The organism is Anaeromassilibacillus sp. SJQ-5, from assembly GCF_054108045.1.
On record NZ_JBPJWQ010000001.1, the window covers coordinates 1,465,593 to 1,482,013 of the forward strand.

The window sequence follows — 16,421 nt, forward strand, 5'->3', positions numbered from 1 at the left end:
TCCCCCGCGGTTTTATATTCCGGCGCTATTGCCACAAAATCTGTGTCCAGCGCTTAGCGTATGCCCGTATTTCTCAATCAACCGGTAGTTTACGGCTTTCCTCTTTCTCAGGCTCTCCTTTGTGAAATTCCCCCGCCCATTCGAATCCTTTTTTCGCCATGATAACCGCGATGATCTCGTTGATAACCGCCGCGGCGGCGATGGTACCCTGGATGATTTTCGCGCATTCTGGAGCCGGGCCGGTCAGCACAGACACGGCGATACCGGTAAAGACCAGGGACACCCCCGAATGGGGCAGTAAGGTGAAGCCCAGAAAATTCCGCACGGTTTTGGGCGACTTGGTGACCGCCGCGCCGAAGAACGCTCCAAAATATTTCCCCAATGCCCGGGCAATGATGTAGATGGCGGTAAACAGCCCGGCCCCCAGGATCAGATGGTAATCCAGCGGCGCGCCGAGATTGAGGATGACGACAATCATGGCCACGCCGAGAATGGGATTGAAGCCCTTCATGATCTGCTCCAGCCGTTCCTCCGGCATCATATTCGAGAAAGTGGCGGAAAACGCCATGCCGATGAGCATGAAATTGAGCACCGGGCGGGGCAGCAGGCCGTTGCACAGGAACCCTACGCCGGAGGCAATCAGAATGGTGATGATGAGGAGGAACAGGGTAACCGGCGCAGGGCGCTCTTTTTTCAGCACAAGACCCGCCAGCAGGCCGGTGACCACGCCGATCGCCAGGGGCAGCAGCACCACCAGAGCGATCATGTAAGCGGGCATTTCTCCGGCGGACAGGTTCCCCGCGACCAGCGCAATGGTGGTGAAAAACAGGATGCAGCCCACAATATCGTCCAGCGCGGCCATGGGGATCAAGGTCGAAGTGACGGGGCCCTTGGTCTTAAATTCCCGCACGATGGACAGCGCCGGGGCGGGAGCCGTCGCCAAAGCGATCCCGCCGAAAAGGAAGGCTAGATACAACGGGATATTTGTAAAATAGAAGACGATGCCGAACACAAGCGACACCAGCAGAAAAGTGCCCAGGGATTGGGTGAGGGTGGTGATGATGATGGAGCGCCCGGATTTCTTAATCCTCTTCCAGACCAGTTCCGTGCCGATCATCAGGCCGACCGCACACTCCAGAATATGCACCGCGCTTTGATACCAAACCGCATCGAGGAGGGCGCTGTTTACCAAAGATAAAGCATGAGGGCCCAGAGCCATGCCGGCGATAAGCCACCCCAAAATGGAGGGCAGCTTCAGCTTGGAGATGAGTTTCCCGGCCAGAAAGGCCAGAATCACAGCGGCCAGAAGCCGCACAATAGACAGGATCATTTTTCAGAGCCCCTTTCCGCAATACCGTACAGCATAAGATCCAGCATTTTGGCCAGCTTATCCTCATGGTCGGCCACCACCGTCTTAAAATCTTTGCCCGCATAGGCCGGGCTGCTGAAATACCCATTGAACATCTCCTGCATGATGGCGTAGTATTCCAGGGCCTCCGCTTCGGTGACTTCCCTGCGCAGCTTCATCGCGGACAGCGCCTCGCGATAAATCCGCTGGTTCAGTTGGTCGAACACTCTCTTTCGTTCCCGAATGGCAGAGACGAGGGCTGCCGGGGGCTGCAATACCGCCTCAAAGAAAAGCCCTGCACACAGCGGATGATCGGAAAAATACCGAAAACGATACTCCATATAACGATGCAGATCCGCCCCCAGGTTCTGCCCCTGCAGATATGCCGTCACATCATCGAAGCAGCGGGATACACAGGCTAAATACAGGTCGTCCTTACCCACAAAGTTATGGTAGAGCAGGCCCTTGGCGATGCCGTGTTCGCTGCAAATGGCGCCTATGGTGGCGGCCGCATACCCCTTTCTTCCAAACTCTTCCATCGCTGCTTGAAGAATTCGTTCCTTTGTCCGTTCAGTTTTTTCTGCTTTTTTCATAGGGATCCCCTTCAATCATATAGTAGACCGATTAGTCTATTATATGATTTATAGAGCGCCTAGTCAATAAACGATTTGTAAAGTTTCTGTATTTGCCCATAGATAAACGCTGGATCCCGGGAACTTGGCCTGCGTTATGGGGGGACGCGCTTATTGCATGATTGGCGCACTTGGCCGGACATGACCAGGGTCTCGTGCATAGAATATATATTGGGGAGATGACATTGTGTGTCCGAATACGTTAGCCGCCGGCATTACCGCCATAGCGGCCGCCATCGCCGAAGGACGTGAAGCCGACGAGATTACTCTCATCGGGGCCACTCTGACACAGCTGGGCGATACGCTGGCAACCATCGCCGCACAAAAAAACTTCTGCGGCAAACAAGCCTTAGGCCAAAAGGGGGATTAGCCTTGCTACAACCCACAGCGTTGTCGAACCCGCACCGGCCTCCAAATAAAGAGCGGCCAAGGCTTCAACCCCTTGACCGCTCTCTTCATTTCCACCTTGCGACAGCCATTCGGATCTACATGGAAAGACCATATGGATACAGCTGGCGTAAAGCTCATGTATTTAAGTGTATAAAATGATAGCTTTCCAAAATCCGAAAATATTCAGCCAATCTTTCATATAACGGATTTGCCTTATCTCCAAATTGTTCTTCAACGGCTTTTCCTATCTCCAGAATGCTCTTTTCGCCATCTAAAAGGGGCCAGATAAAACTCCCCATTTCGTCCAGATGCACATAGCTGATCCGCGGCTTTTTCAAAACTTTTTGAAAAAGCGTATTCCATATGCCTTTATTTTCAATTTCCAGCGTTACTTGTCCATCCTCGACCGACCACGAAATTTTTTCATTCCGCAGCGGCTTCCCATCCAAATAATTTTCGGACTGTTTGTTTCGCATTTTTATTTTCTCTTCTTCCACAAGGAGAATTTCAACAGCGTCAGAATGATGACACCGAATAACACCAGTCCTCCGATATTGGAAACCACCGCCGGTATCGCCCATTTTTCGGACAGGTTAATCGCGGAATTCAGACCAAACACCGCCAAAATTGCCAGCAGGATCCCCACCAGGCCTTCACCGGCTATCATACCCGAACAGAAAAGAACGCCGTCATTCACAATGGCATCCTTTTCCTCTTTGCTGCGCTTCAGCTTATCCAAAGCCAGGCGGACAAGACCGCCAACCATAATGCACGCATTCAGCTGAACAGGAAGATACACGCCAATCGCAAAGGGCAGCACTGGTATGCCGACAATCTCGACCAACACGGCAATAAAAGCACCGATAAACACCAGCGCCCACGGAAGATTTCCTTCCATAACCCCTTCTGTAATCAGCTTCATCAGGGTGGCCTGAGGCGCTGCGAGTTCGTCTGTACCAAAGCCCCACGCGCTGTCCAGGAGATAGAGTGTTCCGCCGATTGCCAGTGCCGCGGCAATAACGCCGACAATTTCGCCAATCTGCTGTTTCTTCGGTGTGGCGCCTAAAAGATACCCGGTCTTCAGATCCTGGGACGTATCGCCGGCAATGGCGGAAACAATGCAAATAACCGAGCCAATCGCAATCGCACTGCACATACCGGCAATACCGGTTGCCCCGCTAACCTTTAAAATGAGTGTAGCAATCAGAAGAGTGGCAATGGCCATGCCGGAAACTGGATTGTTGCTGCTGCCGACCAAGCCCACCATGCGAGAGGAAACGGTAGCGAAAAAGAAGCCAAATACAACGATAATGACCGCACCGAGCAAACTAACCGGAATGGCGGGGATGAGCCATACGAGCAGAGTCAGAACCACAATCGCCAGAAACACCACTTTGATGGAGATGTCTTTCGACGTGCGTTCATTCGCCTTCTCTTTTGAGCCCGCCATGCTCTTCACGGCGCCTCCAAAAGTCTTTAGAATAAGCGGCAGAGATTTTATCAGGCTGATAATGCCGCCTGCAGCCAGCGCACCCGCCCCGATATAGCGGATATAGGTGCCCCAGATGGCGCCCGCTCCGCCCTTTGCAAAAATCTCGCTGATCGGCGCTGTTCCGGGATACAGCGTCATATCCGCACCGAACAGCACAATAAGCGGGATGATAACAAGCCAGCTCAAAATGCCGCCGGCAAACATATAGGACGAAATCCTTGCGCCGCAGATATAGCCCACGCTCATGACCGCCGGATAAATCTGCGTGCCGATCTGTCCCGCAAAGCCCTTAACGCTTACCGAAATTTCTCCGGCAACCAGCTTTAATCCATCAATAATAAACTTGAATAACGCCGCAAAGCCCATGCCGGCAAAAACGGTCGAGGCTTTCGCGCCGCCTTCTTCTCCAGCCAGAAGCACCTCAGAACAGGCGGTTCCCTCCGGATAGGGAAGTACCCCATGCTCTTTCACGATAAGGGCATTGCGGAGCGGGACCATAAAAAACACGCCAAGCAACCCGCCAATAAGAGCAATCGCGGTGATTTCCCATAGGCCCGGCTTATCCACCTTGCCCTCCGCCGCCCACAAAAACAGGGCCGGCAGCGTAAAGATGGCACCGGCCGCCAACGACTCGCCGGCCGAACCGATGGTCTGCACAATATTGCTCTCCAGAATAGAATTTTTGCGCATAATGACACGGATGACGCCCATGGCGATGACCGCCGCGGGTATGGACGCCGAAACGGTCATACCCACCCGCAACCCTAAATAAGCGTTTGCCGCGCCAAATATAACGGCCAACAGCACGCCCATAACGATAGAAGTTATCGTAATTTCGGGAGTAATTTTTTCCGCTGGAATATATGGCTTAAAATCTTTGTTATCCATAGTTCTTCATTCCTCTCCGCACGCGTCATAAACAGAATATTGCCGCCGCATTTCAGAATATTTTATTTGCATCTTTCGAGCACGACACATAGCAGCTCGAAAATTTCCGTGGTGGAAGAAATGCTTAGTTTTTCATTTACCGTATGCACGTCAAACATATCCGGGCCAATCGCAATACAATCCAAGCCCTCCATTTTCTGCGCAAACACCGCGCATTCCAGCCCGGCATGGATGGCGGCAATTTGAGGTTTGTGCCCAAACTTTTCGCAAAAAGCATCCATATACAATTGTTGGAGCGGCGAATCCTTTTTAAATTCCCAGGGGACATACCGGCCGGATATGCCGAAGCGGCAATCGTTATAGGAGGCAAACGCCGCGAGCTTGTCCTCCAGATAAGTCAGGGCGGATTTTTTATTGCTCCTCAGAGCGTACTGCAGAACAATTCCGTCCGCTTCTGTCATCAGAATCCCCAGATTCAATGAGGTTTCAACCAAACCGTCTATTTCCGCACTCATGTCCACCACACCGTTTGGCGTCATCAACAGCATGTATAACAGCTTGTCCCGGGCGACAGAGTCCAAAACCTCAAACTCACCGGCCGCTTCCATCGTTAGACGGATCGAACACTGTTCTTCCCTGTCTCCGATCTCCCTTTTTACAACAGAACAATAGTCTTCAAGTACCTGTATAAAACTTTCCGCGTCTGCCGTGACAAGTTCCGCTTTACAGCAAAAGGGAATGGCGTTTCCTTTCGTTCCGCCATTGATTTTTAGGATATCATACGCCGTCGTTTTCCTCGCATGATGCAAAATTCTCCCCGCCAATACGTTGGCATTTACACGGCCCTTATCGATATCAACGCCGGAATGGCCGCCTTTCAAATTTTGGATCTCCAATAGAATTTTCGTACCGCGCACGACTTTTCTATCAAACGGAAGGATCAGCTTACAATCACTGCCCCCCGCGCAGGAAACGGTCAGGATCTCCGCTTCCTCCGCGTCCAGATTGATCATTCTTCTGCCCTTCAAAACGGCGGTGTCCAGCCTTTGGGCTCCAAGCATGCCTATTTCTTCATCGGTTGTAAAAACCGCTTCGATCGGCGGATGGGGCAGATTCCGACTCGCCAATATGGTCATGATCATCGATACGGCAATGCCGTTATCGGCGCCCAGGGTTGTCCCTTTTGCTTTTATAAAATCACCGTCTGTAAAAGCCTCTATCCCGTCTTTTGCAAAGTCCATGGTTGAATCTTCTGTTTTCTGGCACACCATGTCAAGATGCCCCTGGAGAATAACCGGCTCAGCATTTTCATAGCCCTTTGTACCCGGCTTATAGATCACCACATTTTTTGCCTCGTCGCAAACGGCTTGTAAACCGTTTTCTTCTGCAAACCGCATACAGTATTCACTCAAGGCATCCATGTCGCCTGAACCGTGCGGAATAGCACATATTTTTTCAAAGTACCAAAATACCGGCGCTGACTCTATCTGAGTGGCTTTTTTCATCATATACCCTCTTGCATTTTTTATATTATCGCAAATTTCTGTTAGTCTTACAAGATAAAAGCGAAAAATAACATAGCAAAAACCCGTCATGGCAAAACCATGGCGGGTTTTTGTTGGTGGAGACGAAGAGGATCGAACTCTCGACCTTACGGATGCGAACCGTACGCTCTCCCAGCTGAGCTACGCCCCCATATACTGTGGATTTTCCCGGGCGACTAACAAAAAACCGCAAGGGATTTTTAATCCGTACAATATATTACCGTAAAGCCGGCCGTTTGTCAAGCCAAAACCGCAAAATTCTTCATGAATTTATTCGGGTAAGCCGAAGGTCAGCCGGCCGGTCAGCGGCGCCGGCGGCAGCTCCAGCACCGCCGCCCCCAGCTGCTCCGCTTCCGCCCGGATATGGGTGACCAGCACCACCAAGCGGTCCGCATAGCCCGCCGCGATGTATCCGGCCAGCTCCCGCCAGCTTGCCTCGTCCACCCCGCTGAACGGTTCATCCAGCAGCAGCACGTCGGGCTGCACGGCCAGCGCGCGCGCCAGGGCGGCCCGCCGCCTCATCCCGCCGCTGAGCGCGGCCGGACGCTTGTGCGCCGCGTCGGCCAACCCCACCAGCTCCAGCCAATCCGCCGCTCTCGCGCGGGCATCCGGCCCCTCCAGCACCACCGCCACATTCTCCAGCACCGACAGCCAGGGCAGCAGCCGATCCTCCTGGAACAGCATAGCCGTCCTCTTGCCCTCCAGCCCCGTGAGGCGCCCCTTGTCTGGCTTTTCCAAGCCGGACAGGAGCCGCAGCAGGGTGGTCTTGCCGCAGCCCGACGCCCCGAACAGGCACACCGCGCCGCTCTTCGGGAACCGCAGGGAAACCGCTTGCAGCACCGGCTTTTGCCCGTAAGCGAACGATACGTCCTCCAACGCGATCACGCGCCGTCCCCCTCTCCCCCGGTGTTGTAGCGCTTAAGCCGCCGGACAGCCAGCAGCAACCCCTTCTCCAGCACCATGCTCAGCGCCACCACCACCGCCGTCCAGGCGAATACCTCAGGCGTTTCCAGATACACCTTGGCGTCCTGCAGCTGCCTGCCGATGGACATGGCCGGCCGGCAGATGACCTCCGCCGCGATCCCCGATTTCCACGCGAACCCCAGCCCGGTGGTGGCCGCCGCCAGAAAATACGGCATCACCGAAGGGATCCGCACCCGCACCAGGGTTTTCCACCAGCCCAGCCGGTATACCTTCGCCATTTCCAGCAGCCCCGCGTCCGTCTCCCGGATCCCCTTTTCCACGTTGCCCCAAACCACCGGCACCACCATCAGAAAGGCGATAAACGCCGGCAGCGTGTTGGTGCGGATCCAGACCAAGGCCAGAATGATAAACGAAGCCACCGGCGCGGCCCGCACGATTTTGAGCAGCGGGGACAGCAGCACGTCCGCCGCCCGGAACCGCACCGTCAGCACCGCCAGCAGCGACCCCGCCGCCAGCGCCGCCGCAAACCCGACGGCCACCCGCAGCAGCGAGCCGCCCGCCGCCTGCCAAAACCGCGCATCTCCCGCCAGCTGTCCCAGCGTGCGCGCAACCTGAAGCGGCGCAGGAACCAAAAGTTCCTGCGCCACCAGCAGACTGATCCCCTGCCAGACAAGCAGCCAAAAGGCCGCCGCCAGAAGGGCCGTCCCGATCCGTTTTCCTTTAGTCGAGATAGTAGAGGCCGTCATCAGGCAGCTTTCCTCCGATGGAAGCGGGCTTCGCCGCAAATAGCACGTCGAAATAGCCCTTAATCTGCTTCATCATATCCTGTCCGTCCACATATGTCAAGTTGCAGCGCGGAATCGCCTGCTTGGCCACCGCCGCCTTGGGAATGATCCCGTAGGTCTCGCACAGCGCGGCCGTTCCGTCCACGTCGCCGGTCGCCTTTTCGATGGAGGCTTTGTACTCGCTGAGGAACGCCTTGACCGCCTGGGGGTTCTTCTCCACAAACGCGGAACGAGCCACCACGCAGCCCATCATCAGGGTGCTCTCATCCCCTGCGGCATTCTTCCACTCCTTAGTCATATCCAGGGCCACCCGCAGCTTGTCGTTCTTGGTCAGCACCGTGGTCACCACCGGCTCCGGTACCAGCGCCACCCCGGCTTTCCCGGACGCCAGCTGGGTGGCCAGCTCGTCGTTCTCGCTCAGGAACTCCAGCTTCACGTCCTTGTCCGGATCCAGGCCGTTTTTCTCCAGCACATACCGCAGCACGTATTCCGGATTGGCCCCCTGGCCGGTGGAATAAATGGTCTTACCCTTCAGATCCTTCACACTGTTGATAGCCGTGCCGTTTTCCAGAATGTACAGCACCCCCAGCGTGTTGACCGCCAGCATTTTCACCTTGCCGTTCGTCTTGGCATACAGGGCGGACGCCAGATTGGTGGGCACCGCCGCGATATCCGCTTCGCCGCTGGCCACCTTGGCCACCGCCTCGTCCGGTGTGGACAGCACAGAGAAGGTGTAGTCGTTCTGGGCCGTCTTCTCCTCATTGGCTTTCATCAGATTGACCAGGCCAATGCCGGTCGGCCCCTTGATGCCGAATACATTCACCTTGGTTTTCTCCGCCGCCGCGGAAGAGGCGGGCTGCTGGGATGCATTCGAGGAAGCGGTCTCCCCCGTGGAACATCCGGCCAGCAGCGCGCCGGCCAGCAGGACGCTGAGCAGTCCGGCCGTTATTTTTTTCAGTTGCATACGTTCTCCTTCTTTCTCCAATCAACCTATCCGATTCAAGGCTCTCCAAGGAGCCTGGGATCGTCCACATAAATCCGCCGTCCCTGCCGGCGGATAGCGCCGCTCTGCGTCAGCGCGTCCAGCGAGCGGTACAGACTGGAACGCCCGATGTTCAGGGACTGGGCCAGCTCCAGCAGGCTGCCCGGCAGCGTCACCTGACCGTCCTCCCCGCGGTGGGCCAACAGATACCCGGTCAGCCGTTCGTCCGCCTGCCCGCCGGTAAACCCGGCGATTTTGCCGTTGAGGAAGCGGATGCGCCCGGTGAGGAACCGGATGTAGTTCTCCGCCACCGGAAAATGGGCGCGCATCCACCCGGTCACCAGCTCCTGAGACAGGAACAGCACCACGCAGGGCCGCAGCGCCGCGATTTCCGTCACATAGGATTCTGCTTCGCCGAACAGCGCCGCCGCGCCGAAGACCTCCCCGGTCGTCAGCCGGTTCATCACCACCCGGCGGCCGTCCTCTCCCGGACGGTATACCTGCACCTCGCCCTGCAGCAGAAGCCCCAGCGCCCGGCGGAAGGCATGGCAGGAATAGATCGCCTCGCCCTTTTCAAAGCGTACCGGCCGGGGCGCCTGCGCCCACAGTTGCCGCCGTGTCTCCCCGTCCAGCCCTTCCAGAAGGAACAAGCCGTCGGCGGTTTGCCGCATCGCGGCGGTAAACGCGATCTCCTCCATACCACCCCTCCAAAATTGTCCCAAATGGGACAATTACAGGATTAGTATAGCATAGATTTTCCAAAACGCAAGCCCTTTCGTTAAATAAATAACGGTTTTTCTCTTCTCTTTACGCCTCATCCAAAAATCCCCAGAAACCACCTTGTATTTTTTTCGTTTTCCGTGTATGATACTTATAGAAAAAACAGAAATGGCGCGGGATTTACTCCCCCGCCGCGAAAGGAGGCGACGCCCATGCGCGGTATGCGGAATATCCGAAGAAAGACAAGCTACGACAAGGCGCGGGAAATTTTGATGCAGGCGGATTACGGTATCCTGTCCACCACCTGCGGGGACGGTCTGCCCTACGGCATTCCCCTGTGCTTCGCTCTGTCCGGCAATTCGATTTATTTCCACTGCGCCACCGAGGGACAGAAGCTGGACAACCTGGTGCACGACAGCCGTGTATGCCTGACCGCCGTCCTCCACGCGGAGAATCGGCCCGCCCGCCTGACCATGACCTATGAAAGCGCCATGGCGTTCGGCACAGCGCGCATCGTCTACGCCGAGGATGAGCGGCACGCCGCCCTGCGCCTCCTGTGCGCCAAATATTCCCCTGATATGAGCGAGGAAGCCTTGGCCGCCTATTTCAAAAAGCATATCGCCAACACCACGGTGGTGCGCATGGAGGTGGAATACATCAGCGGCAAAAGCAACCGCCCCGGCAAATAGAAAAAGACGGTTCCAGATTCTGGAGCCGTCTTTTTTCGCCTGCATGCACATATTCTCCGAGCCGGCAACGCACACTAGCTTTGTATCAATTGCCGGAAAGGAAGTTGTTCTCGTGATCAAAAACACCATCGAGGCGCCGCTGTGGCCCTCCGTCGATACAATCCCCGCCCAGTACCCTTGGCTGTCCGCCGACGAAACCTGTGAGGTGGCCGTCCTGGGCGGCGGCGTCACCGCCGCCATGTGCGCCCTGCGCTTTGCCGAAGCGGGCATCGACACCGTCCTGGTCAGCGCCAGCCCCGTCGGCTTCGGCGGTTCGGCCTGCTCGAGCGGTATGATGACCCTGGCCAACGGCGATTCCCTGGTGTCCCTCGTGGAAGAAATCGGCGCCGAACGGGCCATGTCCGCCGCCGAGCTGCTGCTCGGCTCTCTGAAAAACCTGGAAGATTTCTGCGCCTCCACCGAGGATGGCTGCGGCTTCCACCGCAAGGACAGCCTGCTGTATACCAGTGAAGAGGCCTGTACCTCCAAGCTGCGCCGGGAATACTCCCTGCGCCTGCATAACGGCCTGGATGTCGAGCTGCTCAACGCCGACACCGCCAGCGAGCAGTTCACCTTCCCCATGGAAGCGGGCGTGTATACCAAAAACGCCGCCGCGCAGGTGGATCCCTACCGCCTGACCCATGCCGCCGTCCGCGCCGCCAAGGAGAAGGGGGCCCGGATTTATGAAAACACCACCGCCTCCGCCATCAACCAGTCGGCGCAGGACGATATCACCCTGGAATGCTCCACCCATCACCGGATACAGGCCCGGTATGTCATCGTGGCCGCCGGCCTGGAGACGCACCGCTACTGCGGCGGCTTGACCCAGGCGGGTACCACCTATCTGCTGGCCACCGAGCCGGTGGAGGAGTTTGCCGGCTGGCGGGGCACCTGCCTCATTCATCGGGAGGGCAACGCCCGGCAGTATATCACCGTCACCCCCGACCAGCGCATCCTCATCGGCGGCCTGGACAGCAGCGTCCTGGATGAAAAGGGCCGGGTAGCCCGCCTCATCAACCTGCAAAACCTGGCGGAGAAGCGCCATCACGCCCTGGCGTATACCCTGCGGGATATGTTCCCCGCTATCCGCAATATTACAGCGGAATACGTCTGGGCGGCCAAGGACGGCCGCACGTCGGACGGCCTGCCGGTGATCGGCCGCCTGCCCGCCAACAGCCGCGTGGCCTATGCCATGTGCTGCGGCGATAACGGCATCCTCTACGCCGAGGCGGCCGGTCGCCTGCTGCTCGATCAGTATCAGGGCGTGGACAACCAGCAGCTGGGCCTGTTCTCCCCCAACCGAGAATGGCGGATAAAACGCTGATGCGTTTTATCCTGGAAAAACCTCTTGCCGGCCCTCTAGGGGGGCCGGCATTTCGCGGCTCTGCCGCGAAACCGCGCTTTTTCTGGTTTCTGCTTTCCTTGGGAATGGCGGATAAAACGCTAAAGCGCTTGATCCTGGAAAAACCGTTTGCGGGCCATATTGGTGGCCCGCATTTCGCGGCTCTGCCGCGAAACCGCGCTTTTTTCAGCTCCTGCTCTCTGTAAAATGAAAGAAAACGCTAAAAAACCACTAGCCGACCTTTTAAGCCGGCTAGTGGTTTTCGTGGTTTTCTCTTCAGAAGAAGCCAGCGACAAAAGGGAACCGCGCTTACCCGATGAGCGCCTGGGTGTCCCGCGCGATGACCAGCTCCTCGTCGGTGGGGATGACAAACGCCCGCACGGCCGAATCCGCCGTGGTGATCTCCCTTTCCTTGCCGCGGCAGTCGTTGGCCTGCTCGTCCACCTTCAGTCCGAGATAACCGAAGGAGCTGAGAATTTCCCGACGCAGATCGATCTGGTTCTCCCCGATGCCGGCGGTGAAGACGATGGCGTCCACCCCGCCCAGGGCCGCCACATAGCCGCCGATATACTTGACGATCTCATACGTGCGCATATCCCACGCCAGCTTGGCCCGGTCGTTGCCCTCTTCTACCGCCTTGGCGATGTCCCGGTCGTCGCTGGACACGCCGGAAATGCCCAGCATACCGGACTTCTTGTTGAGGATGTTGTCCATCTCCTCGGGAGACAGATCCTCCTTCTCCATCAGGAAGGTGACCACCGAGGGATCCAGCGCCCCTGACCGGGTGCCCATCAGGAAGCCGTCCAGCGGGGTCAGGCCCATGGTGGTGTCAACGACCTTGCCGTCCTTGATGGCCGCAATGGAGGAGCCGTTGCCCAGGTGGCAGGTGATGATCCGGGTGCCTTTCCCGTCCGGCTTGCCCAGCAGCTCGCAGCAGCGAGCGCTGACGAAGCGGTGGGAGGTGCCGTGGAACCCGTACCGCCGGATGCCGTATTTCTGATAGTATTCGTACGGCACGCCGAACATATACGCCTTGGCGGGCATGGTCTGATGGAACGCCGTGTCAAACACCGCCACCTGGGGCACGTCCTTGCCGAAGGCGGCCACGGCGGCGTTGATGCCCTGCACATGGGCGGGATTATGCAGCGGGGCCAGGGAGGAATACCCCTCGATGTCCGCGAGCACCTTTGCGTCGATGCGCACCGATTTATCATACTTGGAGCCGCCCTGCACCACCCGGTGCCCGATGGCGGATACCTCGGAGAGGCTGTCGATGACCTTTCCTTCCCCTTCGGTCAGAGCCAGCTTCACCTGCTCGAAGGCGGCGGTGTGATCCGGCATGGCGACTTCCTTCGTCACCACCCGGCCGTCTCCCGTCTTGTGGGTGAACCGGCCGTCGATTCCGATGCGCTCGCACAGCCCTTTGGCCACGACCACCTCGCCGTCCATGTCGATGAGCTGATACTTGAGGGAGGAACTGCCTGCGTTGATGACCAGAATTTTCATGCTTGTACTCAATCCTTTCGCGGGTTCGCCCTTTCCCGGGCAACTTCCACAATTGCATTTTGCCCCAAAACAACGTATACTATCATAGTACGGTTTTGCTTGTTTTTCAAGGGCTTTTCTGCCCGAAAGGCGGGATTTTATTGAAAGTTGCCGGAATCGTGGCGGAATATAACCCCTTCCATAACGGCCACGCCCATCAAATCGAACGCACCCGCGCCGCGGACAACGGCTGCGGCGCCACCCACGTCGTCGCCGTCATGAGCGGCCATTTTGTCCAGCGGGGAGAACCCGCCCTGCTGCCCAAGGCCGACCGGGTGAAGGCAGCCCTGCGCGGCGGGGTGGATCTCGTCCTCGAGCTGCCTGTCCCCTGGTGCCTGTCCTCAGCGGAGGGCTTCGCCTTCGGCGCGGTCTCCCTGCTGGACGCCCTGGGCTGCGTGGATGTCCTCAGCTTCGGCAGCGAATGCGGCGACCTCCAGGCGCTGGAGCAGGCCGCCGACGTGCTGGCATCCCCTCGCTTCGCCGATCTGCTCGCCTACCATCTGGAAGGCGGCCTCCCCTTCCCCGAGGCCCGGCAGAAAGCGGCGGCGGAGCTGCGCGGCGGCGTCGCCGCCTTGTTTGAGAGCCCCAACAACACCCTGGGCATCGAATACATCAAGGCCCTGCGCCGCCTGACCTCCGGCATAGTCCCCTTCACCGTGCGCCGCTTCGGCGCCGGGCACGGCGCTCGGCTCCCCGCCGGGGACATGGCCTCCGCCACCTTCCTACGTTCCCTCATCGAGGCCGATCGGCTTCTGAACGCCACCGCCTACATGCCCGCCCCCTGCGCCGCCGTCCTGGCCGAGGCCGCACAGGAAGGCCGCTGCCCCGCGGCTGTTTCCCGGCTGGAACGCGCGCTGCTGGCCCGCCTGCGCACCATGTCGCCGGCGGAATTCGCTTCACTCCCAGCCCTGAGCGAGGGACTGGAAAACCGGCTGGCCTCCGCGGCCCGGCAGGCCGGATCCTACCAGGAGCTGCTGGACGCCGTCAAAACCCGCCGATATCCCCTGACCCGGATCCGGCGGCTGGTCTGGTCCGCCTTTCTCGGCCTGTCCGCCTCTCTCGCCTGGGACGCGGCGGCAGGCCGGTGGAAAAAGCCGCCCTATCTGCGGGTGCTCGGCGCCAACGACCGGGGGCTGGAAATTCTCCGGGCGGTGAAAAACCCCGCCCTGCCCCTGCTGGCCCGCCCCACCCATATCGACCGGCTGGACGCGGATGCCCGCGCCGTGCTGGACGCCGAATGCCGCGCCGCCGACCTGTACGCCCTGGCCCTGCCTCAGCCGCCCCCCTGCGGCGGCGAATTCACCGCCGGCCTCATTCGGCCTTAGCGGGCCGGAAACGTCCCTTTTTTCACAGTCTGAGGGCCTGCGGGCCCTCTTTTTTTTGCGCGCCGCCGACTAGGCCTTGTTTGATAAATGTCAAAACGTCCAAGCGGCGGATCTTTTTCCGCCACTCTGCGTTGATTTTCCTTGCCATACATAAAGTATGGCAGCGTCAAATCGCCTTGATTGACGAAAAAATCTCTCGCCATTGAGCATTCTGCCATTTATCAAACAAGGCCTAAATCACAGCGAATTTTCCATCCGAACAAAATCTGCCAATTCCATCGGCAAAAAATTTCCACCGGTAATCCGGGCGATTCGGTTTACACTATAGTCGGAAACCATCATCGATTCCGGTCCTCTCGGCCGTTCGATTTTGATAGGTCAAACCATTGGAAAGGATGAACCGATTATGTCCAACCAGCCCAAAGCTATGCAGGATCCGGCCATGAAGCAATATTTCGACACCCTGCCCACCAGCGTGCAGGAAACCATTGTGCAAAGCGGCGTGGAGGTCAACTCCGTCGAACAGCTCAAGCAGTGCGCCGAGCACTTCATGCAGAAAAACGGATAATCCTCCCTCCCCCGAAGCCCCGCAAATCCCGCAAATGCTGAAAAACGCCCGCAGCATTCGCTGCGGGCGTTTCCAACGGAAAACAATCTTATTCGTTGTCGACCTTGTTCATGTGCTCGATGAGGTTCAGCACCTTGTTGCTGTAGCCCCACTCGTTGTCGTACCAGGACACCAGCTTGAAGAAGTTGGAGTTCAGGCCGATACCGGCGGTCGCGTCGTAGATGGAGGTACGGGAGTCGGAATAGAAATCGGAGGACACCACCGCGTCCTCGGTGTAGCCGAGGATACCCTTCATGTAGGTCTCAGAAGCCTCTTTCAGGGTGGCGTTGATCTCTTCCATGGAGGTGGCTTTCTCGGTGCGGACGGTCAGGTCCACCACGGAAACGTCCAGGGTGGGCACACGGAACGCCATACCGGTCAGCTTACCCTTCAGCTCCGGAATAACCAGGGCGCAGGCCTTGGCGGCACCGGTGGAGGAGGGGATAATGTTGCCGGCAGCGGCGCGGCCGCCGCGCCAATCCTTCGCGGAGGGGCCGTCCACGGTCTTCTGGGTGGCGGTGGTGGAGTGCACGGTGGTCATCAGGCCTTCCACGATGCCAAATTTGTCGTTGATAACCTTGGCCAGAGGAGCCAGGCAGTTGGTGGTGCAAGAAGCGTTGGACACGACCTTCATGTCCTTGGAGTACTTGTCCAGGTTGACGCCGCACACAAAGGTGGGGGTGTCTTTATCCTTCGCGGGAGCGGAGATAACCACTTTCTTGGCGCCGCCCTGCAGGTGGGCGCTGGCCTTCTCGGTGGTGCAGAACACGCCGGTGGATTCCACCACATAGTCGGCGCCGCATTCGCTCCACTTGATGTCGGCCGGGTTCTTCTCGGCATACACGCTGATGGCCTTGCCGTTGACGACCAACTTGCCGTCCTCAGCCTTGACGCAGCCGTCGAATTTGCCGTGGATGGTGTCATATTTCACCATGTACACCATGTAGTCGAGATCGATAAAGGGATCGTTGATGCCCACGACCTCGAATTTCTCGGGCTGGGAAACAGCCGCGCGGAAAACCAGACGGCCGATGCGGCCAAAACCGTTGATGCCTACTTTAATAGCCATGAAATTACCTCCATACGTTTATTCTTGTTCCATTTTAACGCGTTTGCGCCCACTTTTCAAGAAGTTTGTCACCTTTTTAACCAGATGTTCACACTTTTGT

The 16,421-nt window shown here is 57.7% G+C and carries 18 protein-coding genes and 1 tRNA gene; 6 read left to right on the top strand and 13 right to left on the bottom strand.

The annotated features are described in order from the left end of the window. Positions 1-73: 73 nt before the first annotated feature. Positions 74-1,330: a cation:proton antiporter gene (locus ACSAMM_RS06385; RefSeq protein ID WP_457790544.1), complete on the bottom strand. Its 1,257-nt coding sequence runs from the start codon at positions 1,328-1,330 to the stop codon at positions 74-76. Beyond that, positions 1,327-1,941, bottom strand: coding sequence for a TetR/AcrR family transcriptional regulator (locus tag ACSAMM_RS06390; protein ID WP_457790546.1), 615 nt, complete (start codon positions 1,939-1,941; stop codon positions 1,327-1,329). The genes ACSAMM_RS06385 and ACSAMM_RS06390 overlap by 4 nt, the downstream gene beginning before the upstream one ends. Positions 1,942-2,167: 226 nt before the next feature. On the opposite strand from ACSAMM_RS06390, the gene ACSAMM_RS06395 reads away from it, so the two are divergent. Continuing rightward, entirely contained in the window at positions 2,168-2,350 is a 183-nt protein-coding gene (locus ACSAMM_RS06395; RefSeq protein ID WP_178720579.1) for a DUF6774 domain-containing protein, read from the top strand. Between the two features lie 154 nt (positions 2,351-2,504). On the opposite strand, the gene ACSAMM_RS06400 is transcribed toward ACSAMM_RS06395, so the two are convergent. From ACSAMM_RS06400 to ACSAMM_RS06435, 8 genes are all read right to left on the bottom strand, one after another. Further along, positions 2,505-2,867, bottom strand: a complete 363-nt coding sequence (locus ACSAMM_RS06400; RefSeq protein WP_457790548.1) for a PqqD family protein — start codon at positions 2,865-2,867, stop codon at positions 2,505-2,507. Next, entirely contained in the window at positions 2,849-4,750 is a 1,902-nt protein-coding gene (locus ACSAMM_RS06405) for an OPT family oligopeptide transporter (protein WP_457790550.1), read from the bottom strand. The genes ACSAMM_RS06400 and ACSAMM_RS06405 overlap by 19 nt, the downstream gene beginning before the upstream one ends. A gap of 62 nt (positions 4,751-4,812) precedes the next feature. Next, positions 4,813-6,258 carry a beta-Ala-His dipeptidase gene (gene pepD / locus ACSAMM_RS06410; RefSeq protein ID WP_457790552.1) on the bottom strand — a complete coding sequence of 482 codons (1,446 nt, stop codon included), beginning with the start codon at positions 6,256-6,258 and terminating at the stop codon, positions 4,813-4,815. A 111-nt stretch (positions 6,259-6,369) separates the two neighbouring features. Further along, positions 6,370-6,445 (bottom strand) — tRNA-Ala (locus ACSAMM_RS06415). Between the two features lie 119 nt (positions 6,446-6,564). Continuing rightward, positions 6,565-7,179, bottom strand: a complete 615-nt coding sequence (locus ACSAMM_RS06420; protein WP_457790553.1) for an ATP-binding cassette domain-containing protein — start codon at positions 7,177-7,179, stop codon at positions 6,565-6,567. Then, complete coding sequence (locus tag ACSAMM_RS06425) at positions 7,176-7,964, bottom strand: ABC transporter permease (RefSeq protein ID WP_457790555.1); 789 nt, start codon at positions 7,962-7,964, stop codon at positions 7,176-7,178. The genes ACSAMM_RS06420 and ACSAMM_RS06425 overlap by 4 nt, the downstream gene beginning before the upstream one ends. Beyond that, positions 7,939-8,967 carry an ABC transporter substrate-binding protein gene (locus ACSAMM_RS06430; protein WP_457790557.1) on the bottom strand — a complete coding sequence of 343 codons (1,029 nt, stop codon included), beginning with the start codon at positions 8,965-8,967 and terminating at the stop codon, positions 7,939-7,941. Before ACSAMM_RS06430 ends, ACSAMM_RS06425 begins: the two co-directional genes overlap by 26 nt. Positions 8,968-9,002: 35 nt before the next feature. Beyond that, positions 9,003-9,683, bottom strand: a complete 681-nt coding sequence (locus ACSAMM_RS06435) for a Crp/Fnr family transcriptional regulator (protein WP_457790559.1) — start codon at positions 9,681-9,683, stop codon at positions 9,003-9,005. A 234-nt stretch (positions 9,684-9,917) separates the two neighbouring features. Here ACSAMM_RS06435 and ACSAMM_RS06440 point away from each other — a divergent pair, with 234 nt between their 5' ends. From ACSAMM_RS06440 to ACSAMM_RS06450, 3 genes are all read left to right on the top strand, one after another. Beyond that, positions 9,918-10,394, top strand: coding sequence for a pyridoxamine 5'-phosphate oxidase family protein (locus ACSAMM_RS06440; RefSeq protein ID WP_457790561.1), 477 nt, complete (start codon positions 9,918-9,920; stop codon positions 10,392-10,394). Between the two features lie 112 nt (positions 10,395-10,506). Next, positions 10,507-11,757, top strand: coding sequence for an NAD(P)/FAD-dependent oxidoreductase (locus ACSAMM_RS06445; protein WP_457790563.1), 1,251 nt, complete (start codon positions 10,507-10,509; stop codon positions 11,755-11,757). After that, positions 11,757-11,981, top strand: a complete 225-nt coding sequence (locus ACSAMM_RS06450; protein ID WP_457790565.1) for a hypothetical protein — start codon at positions 11,757-11,759, stop codon at positions 11,979-11,981. Before ACSAMM_RS06445 ends, ACSAMM_RS06450 begins: the two co-directional genes overlap by 1 nt. A gap of 103 nt (positions 11,982-12,084) precedes the next feature. Here the strand turns inward: ACSAMM_RS06450 and ACSAMM_RS06455 are convergent, their stop codons facing one another. Beyond that, the gene (locus ACSAMM_RS06455) at positions 12,085-13,281 is read right to left on the bottom strand and encodes an acetate/propionate family kinase (RefSeq protein ID WP_457790567.1); all 1,197 of its coding nucleotides are present in this window, start codon (positions 13,279-13,281) and stop codon (positions 12,085-12,087) included. A 140-nt stretch (positions 13,282-13,421) separates the two neighbouring features. Between ACSAMM_RS06455 and ACSAMM_RS06460 the strand changes: the two genes are divergently transcribed. Continuing rightward, positions 13,422-14,645 (top strand): tRNA(Met) cytidine acetate ligase, encoded by a 1,224-nt coding sequence (locus ACSAMM_RS06460; protein ID WP_457790569.1) that lies wholly within the window; start codon positions 13,422-13,424, stop codon positions 14,643-14,645. On the opposite strand, the gene ACSAMM_RS06465 is transcribed toward ACSAMM_RS06460, so the two are convergent. Continuing rightward, positions 14,642-14,848 carry a hypothetical protein gene (locus ACSAMM_RS06465; protein ID WP_457790571.1) on the bottom strand — a complete coding sequence of 69 codons (207 nt, stop codon included), beginning with the start codon at positions 14,846-14,848 and terminating at the stop codon, positions 14,642-14,644. The genes ACSAMM_RS06460 and ACSAMM_RS06465 overlap by 4 nt on opposite strands. 203 nt (positions 14,849-15,051) lie before the next feature. Here ACSAMM_RS06465 and ACSAMM_RS06470 point away from each other — a divergent pair, with 203 nt between their 5' ends. Beyond that, entirely contained in the window at positions 15,052-15,213 is a 162-nt protein-coding gene (locus tag ACSAMM_RS06470) for a hypothetical protein (protein ID WP_178720605.1), read from the top strand. A gap of 88 nt (positions 15,214-15,301) precedes the next feature. Here ACSAMM_RS06470 and gap read toward each other — a convergent pair whose 3' ends face one another. After that, complete coding sequence (gene gap, locus ACSAMM_RS06475) at positions 15,302-16,321, bottom strand: type I glyceraldehyde-3-phosphate dehydrogenase (RefSeq protein ID WP_178720607.1); 1,020 nt, start codon at positions 16,319-16,321, stop codon at positions 15,302-15,304. Between the last annotated feature and the right edge of the window lie 100 nt (positions 16,322-16,421).

Coding starts and splice junctions, on each gene's coding strand:
- ACSAMM_RS06385 (WP_457790544.1), bottom strand. CDS start 1,330: ATGATCCTGTCTATTGTGCGGCTTCTGGCCGCTGTGATTCTGGCCTTT.
- ACSAMM_RS06390 (WP_457790546.1), bottom strand. CDS start 1,941: ATGAAAAAAGCAGAAAAAACTGAACGGACAAAGGAACGAATTCTTCAA.
- ACSAMM_RS06405 (WP_457790550.1), bottom strand. CDS start 4,750: ATGGATAACAAAGATTTTAAGCCATATATTCCAGCGGAAAAAATTACT.
- pepD (WP_457790552.1), bottom strand. CDS start 6,258: ATGATGAAAAAAGCCACTCAGATAGAGTCAGCGCCGGTATTTTGGTAC.
- ACSAMM_RS06425 (WP_457790555.1), bottom strand. CDS start 7,964: ATGACGGCCTCTACTATCTCGACTAAAGGAAAACGGATCGGGACGGCC.
- ACSAMM_RS06430 (WP_457790557.1), bottom strand. CDS start 8,967: ATGCAACTGAAAAAAATAACGGCCGGACTGCTCAGCGTCCTGCTGGCC.
- ACSAMM_RS06435 (WP_457790559.1), bottom strand. CDS start 9,683: ATGGAGGAGATCGCGTTTACCGCCGCGATGCGGCAAACCGCCGACGGC.
- ACSAMM_RS06440 (WP_457790561.1), top strand. CDS start 9,918: ATGCGCGGTATGCGGAATATCCGAAGAAAGACAAGCTACGACAAGGCG.
- ACSAMM_RS06450 (WP_457790565.1), top strand. CDS start 11,757: ATGCGTTTTATCCTGGAAAAACCTCTTGCCGGCCCTCTAGGGGGGCCG.
- ACSAMM_RS06455 (WP_457790567.1), bottom strand. CDS start 13,281: ATGAAAATTCTGGTCATCAACGCAGGCAGTTCCTCCCTCAAGTATCAG.
- ACSAMM_RS06465 (WP_457790571.1), bottom strand. CDS start 14,848: ATGGCGAGAGATTTTTTCGTCAATCAAGGCGATTTGACGCTGCCATAC.
- ACSAMM_RS06470 (WP_178720605.1), top strand. CDS start 15,052: ATGTCCAACCAGCCCAAAGCTATGCAGGATCCGGCCATGAAGCAATAT.
- gap (WP_178720607.1), bottom strand. CDS start 16,321: ATGGCTATTAAAGTAGGCATCAACGGTTTTGGCCGCATCGGCCGTCTG.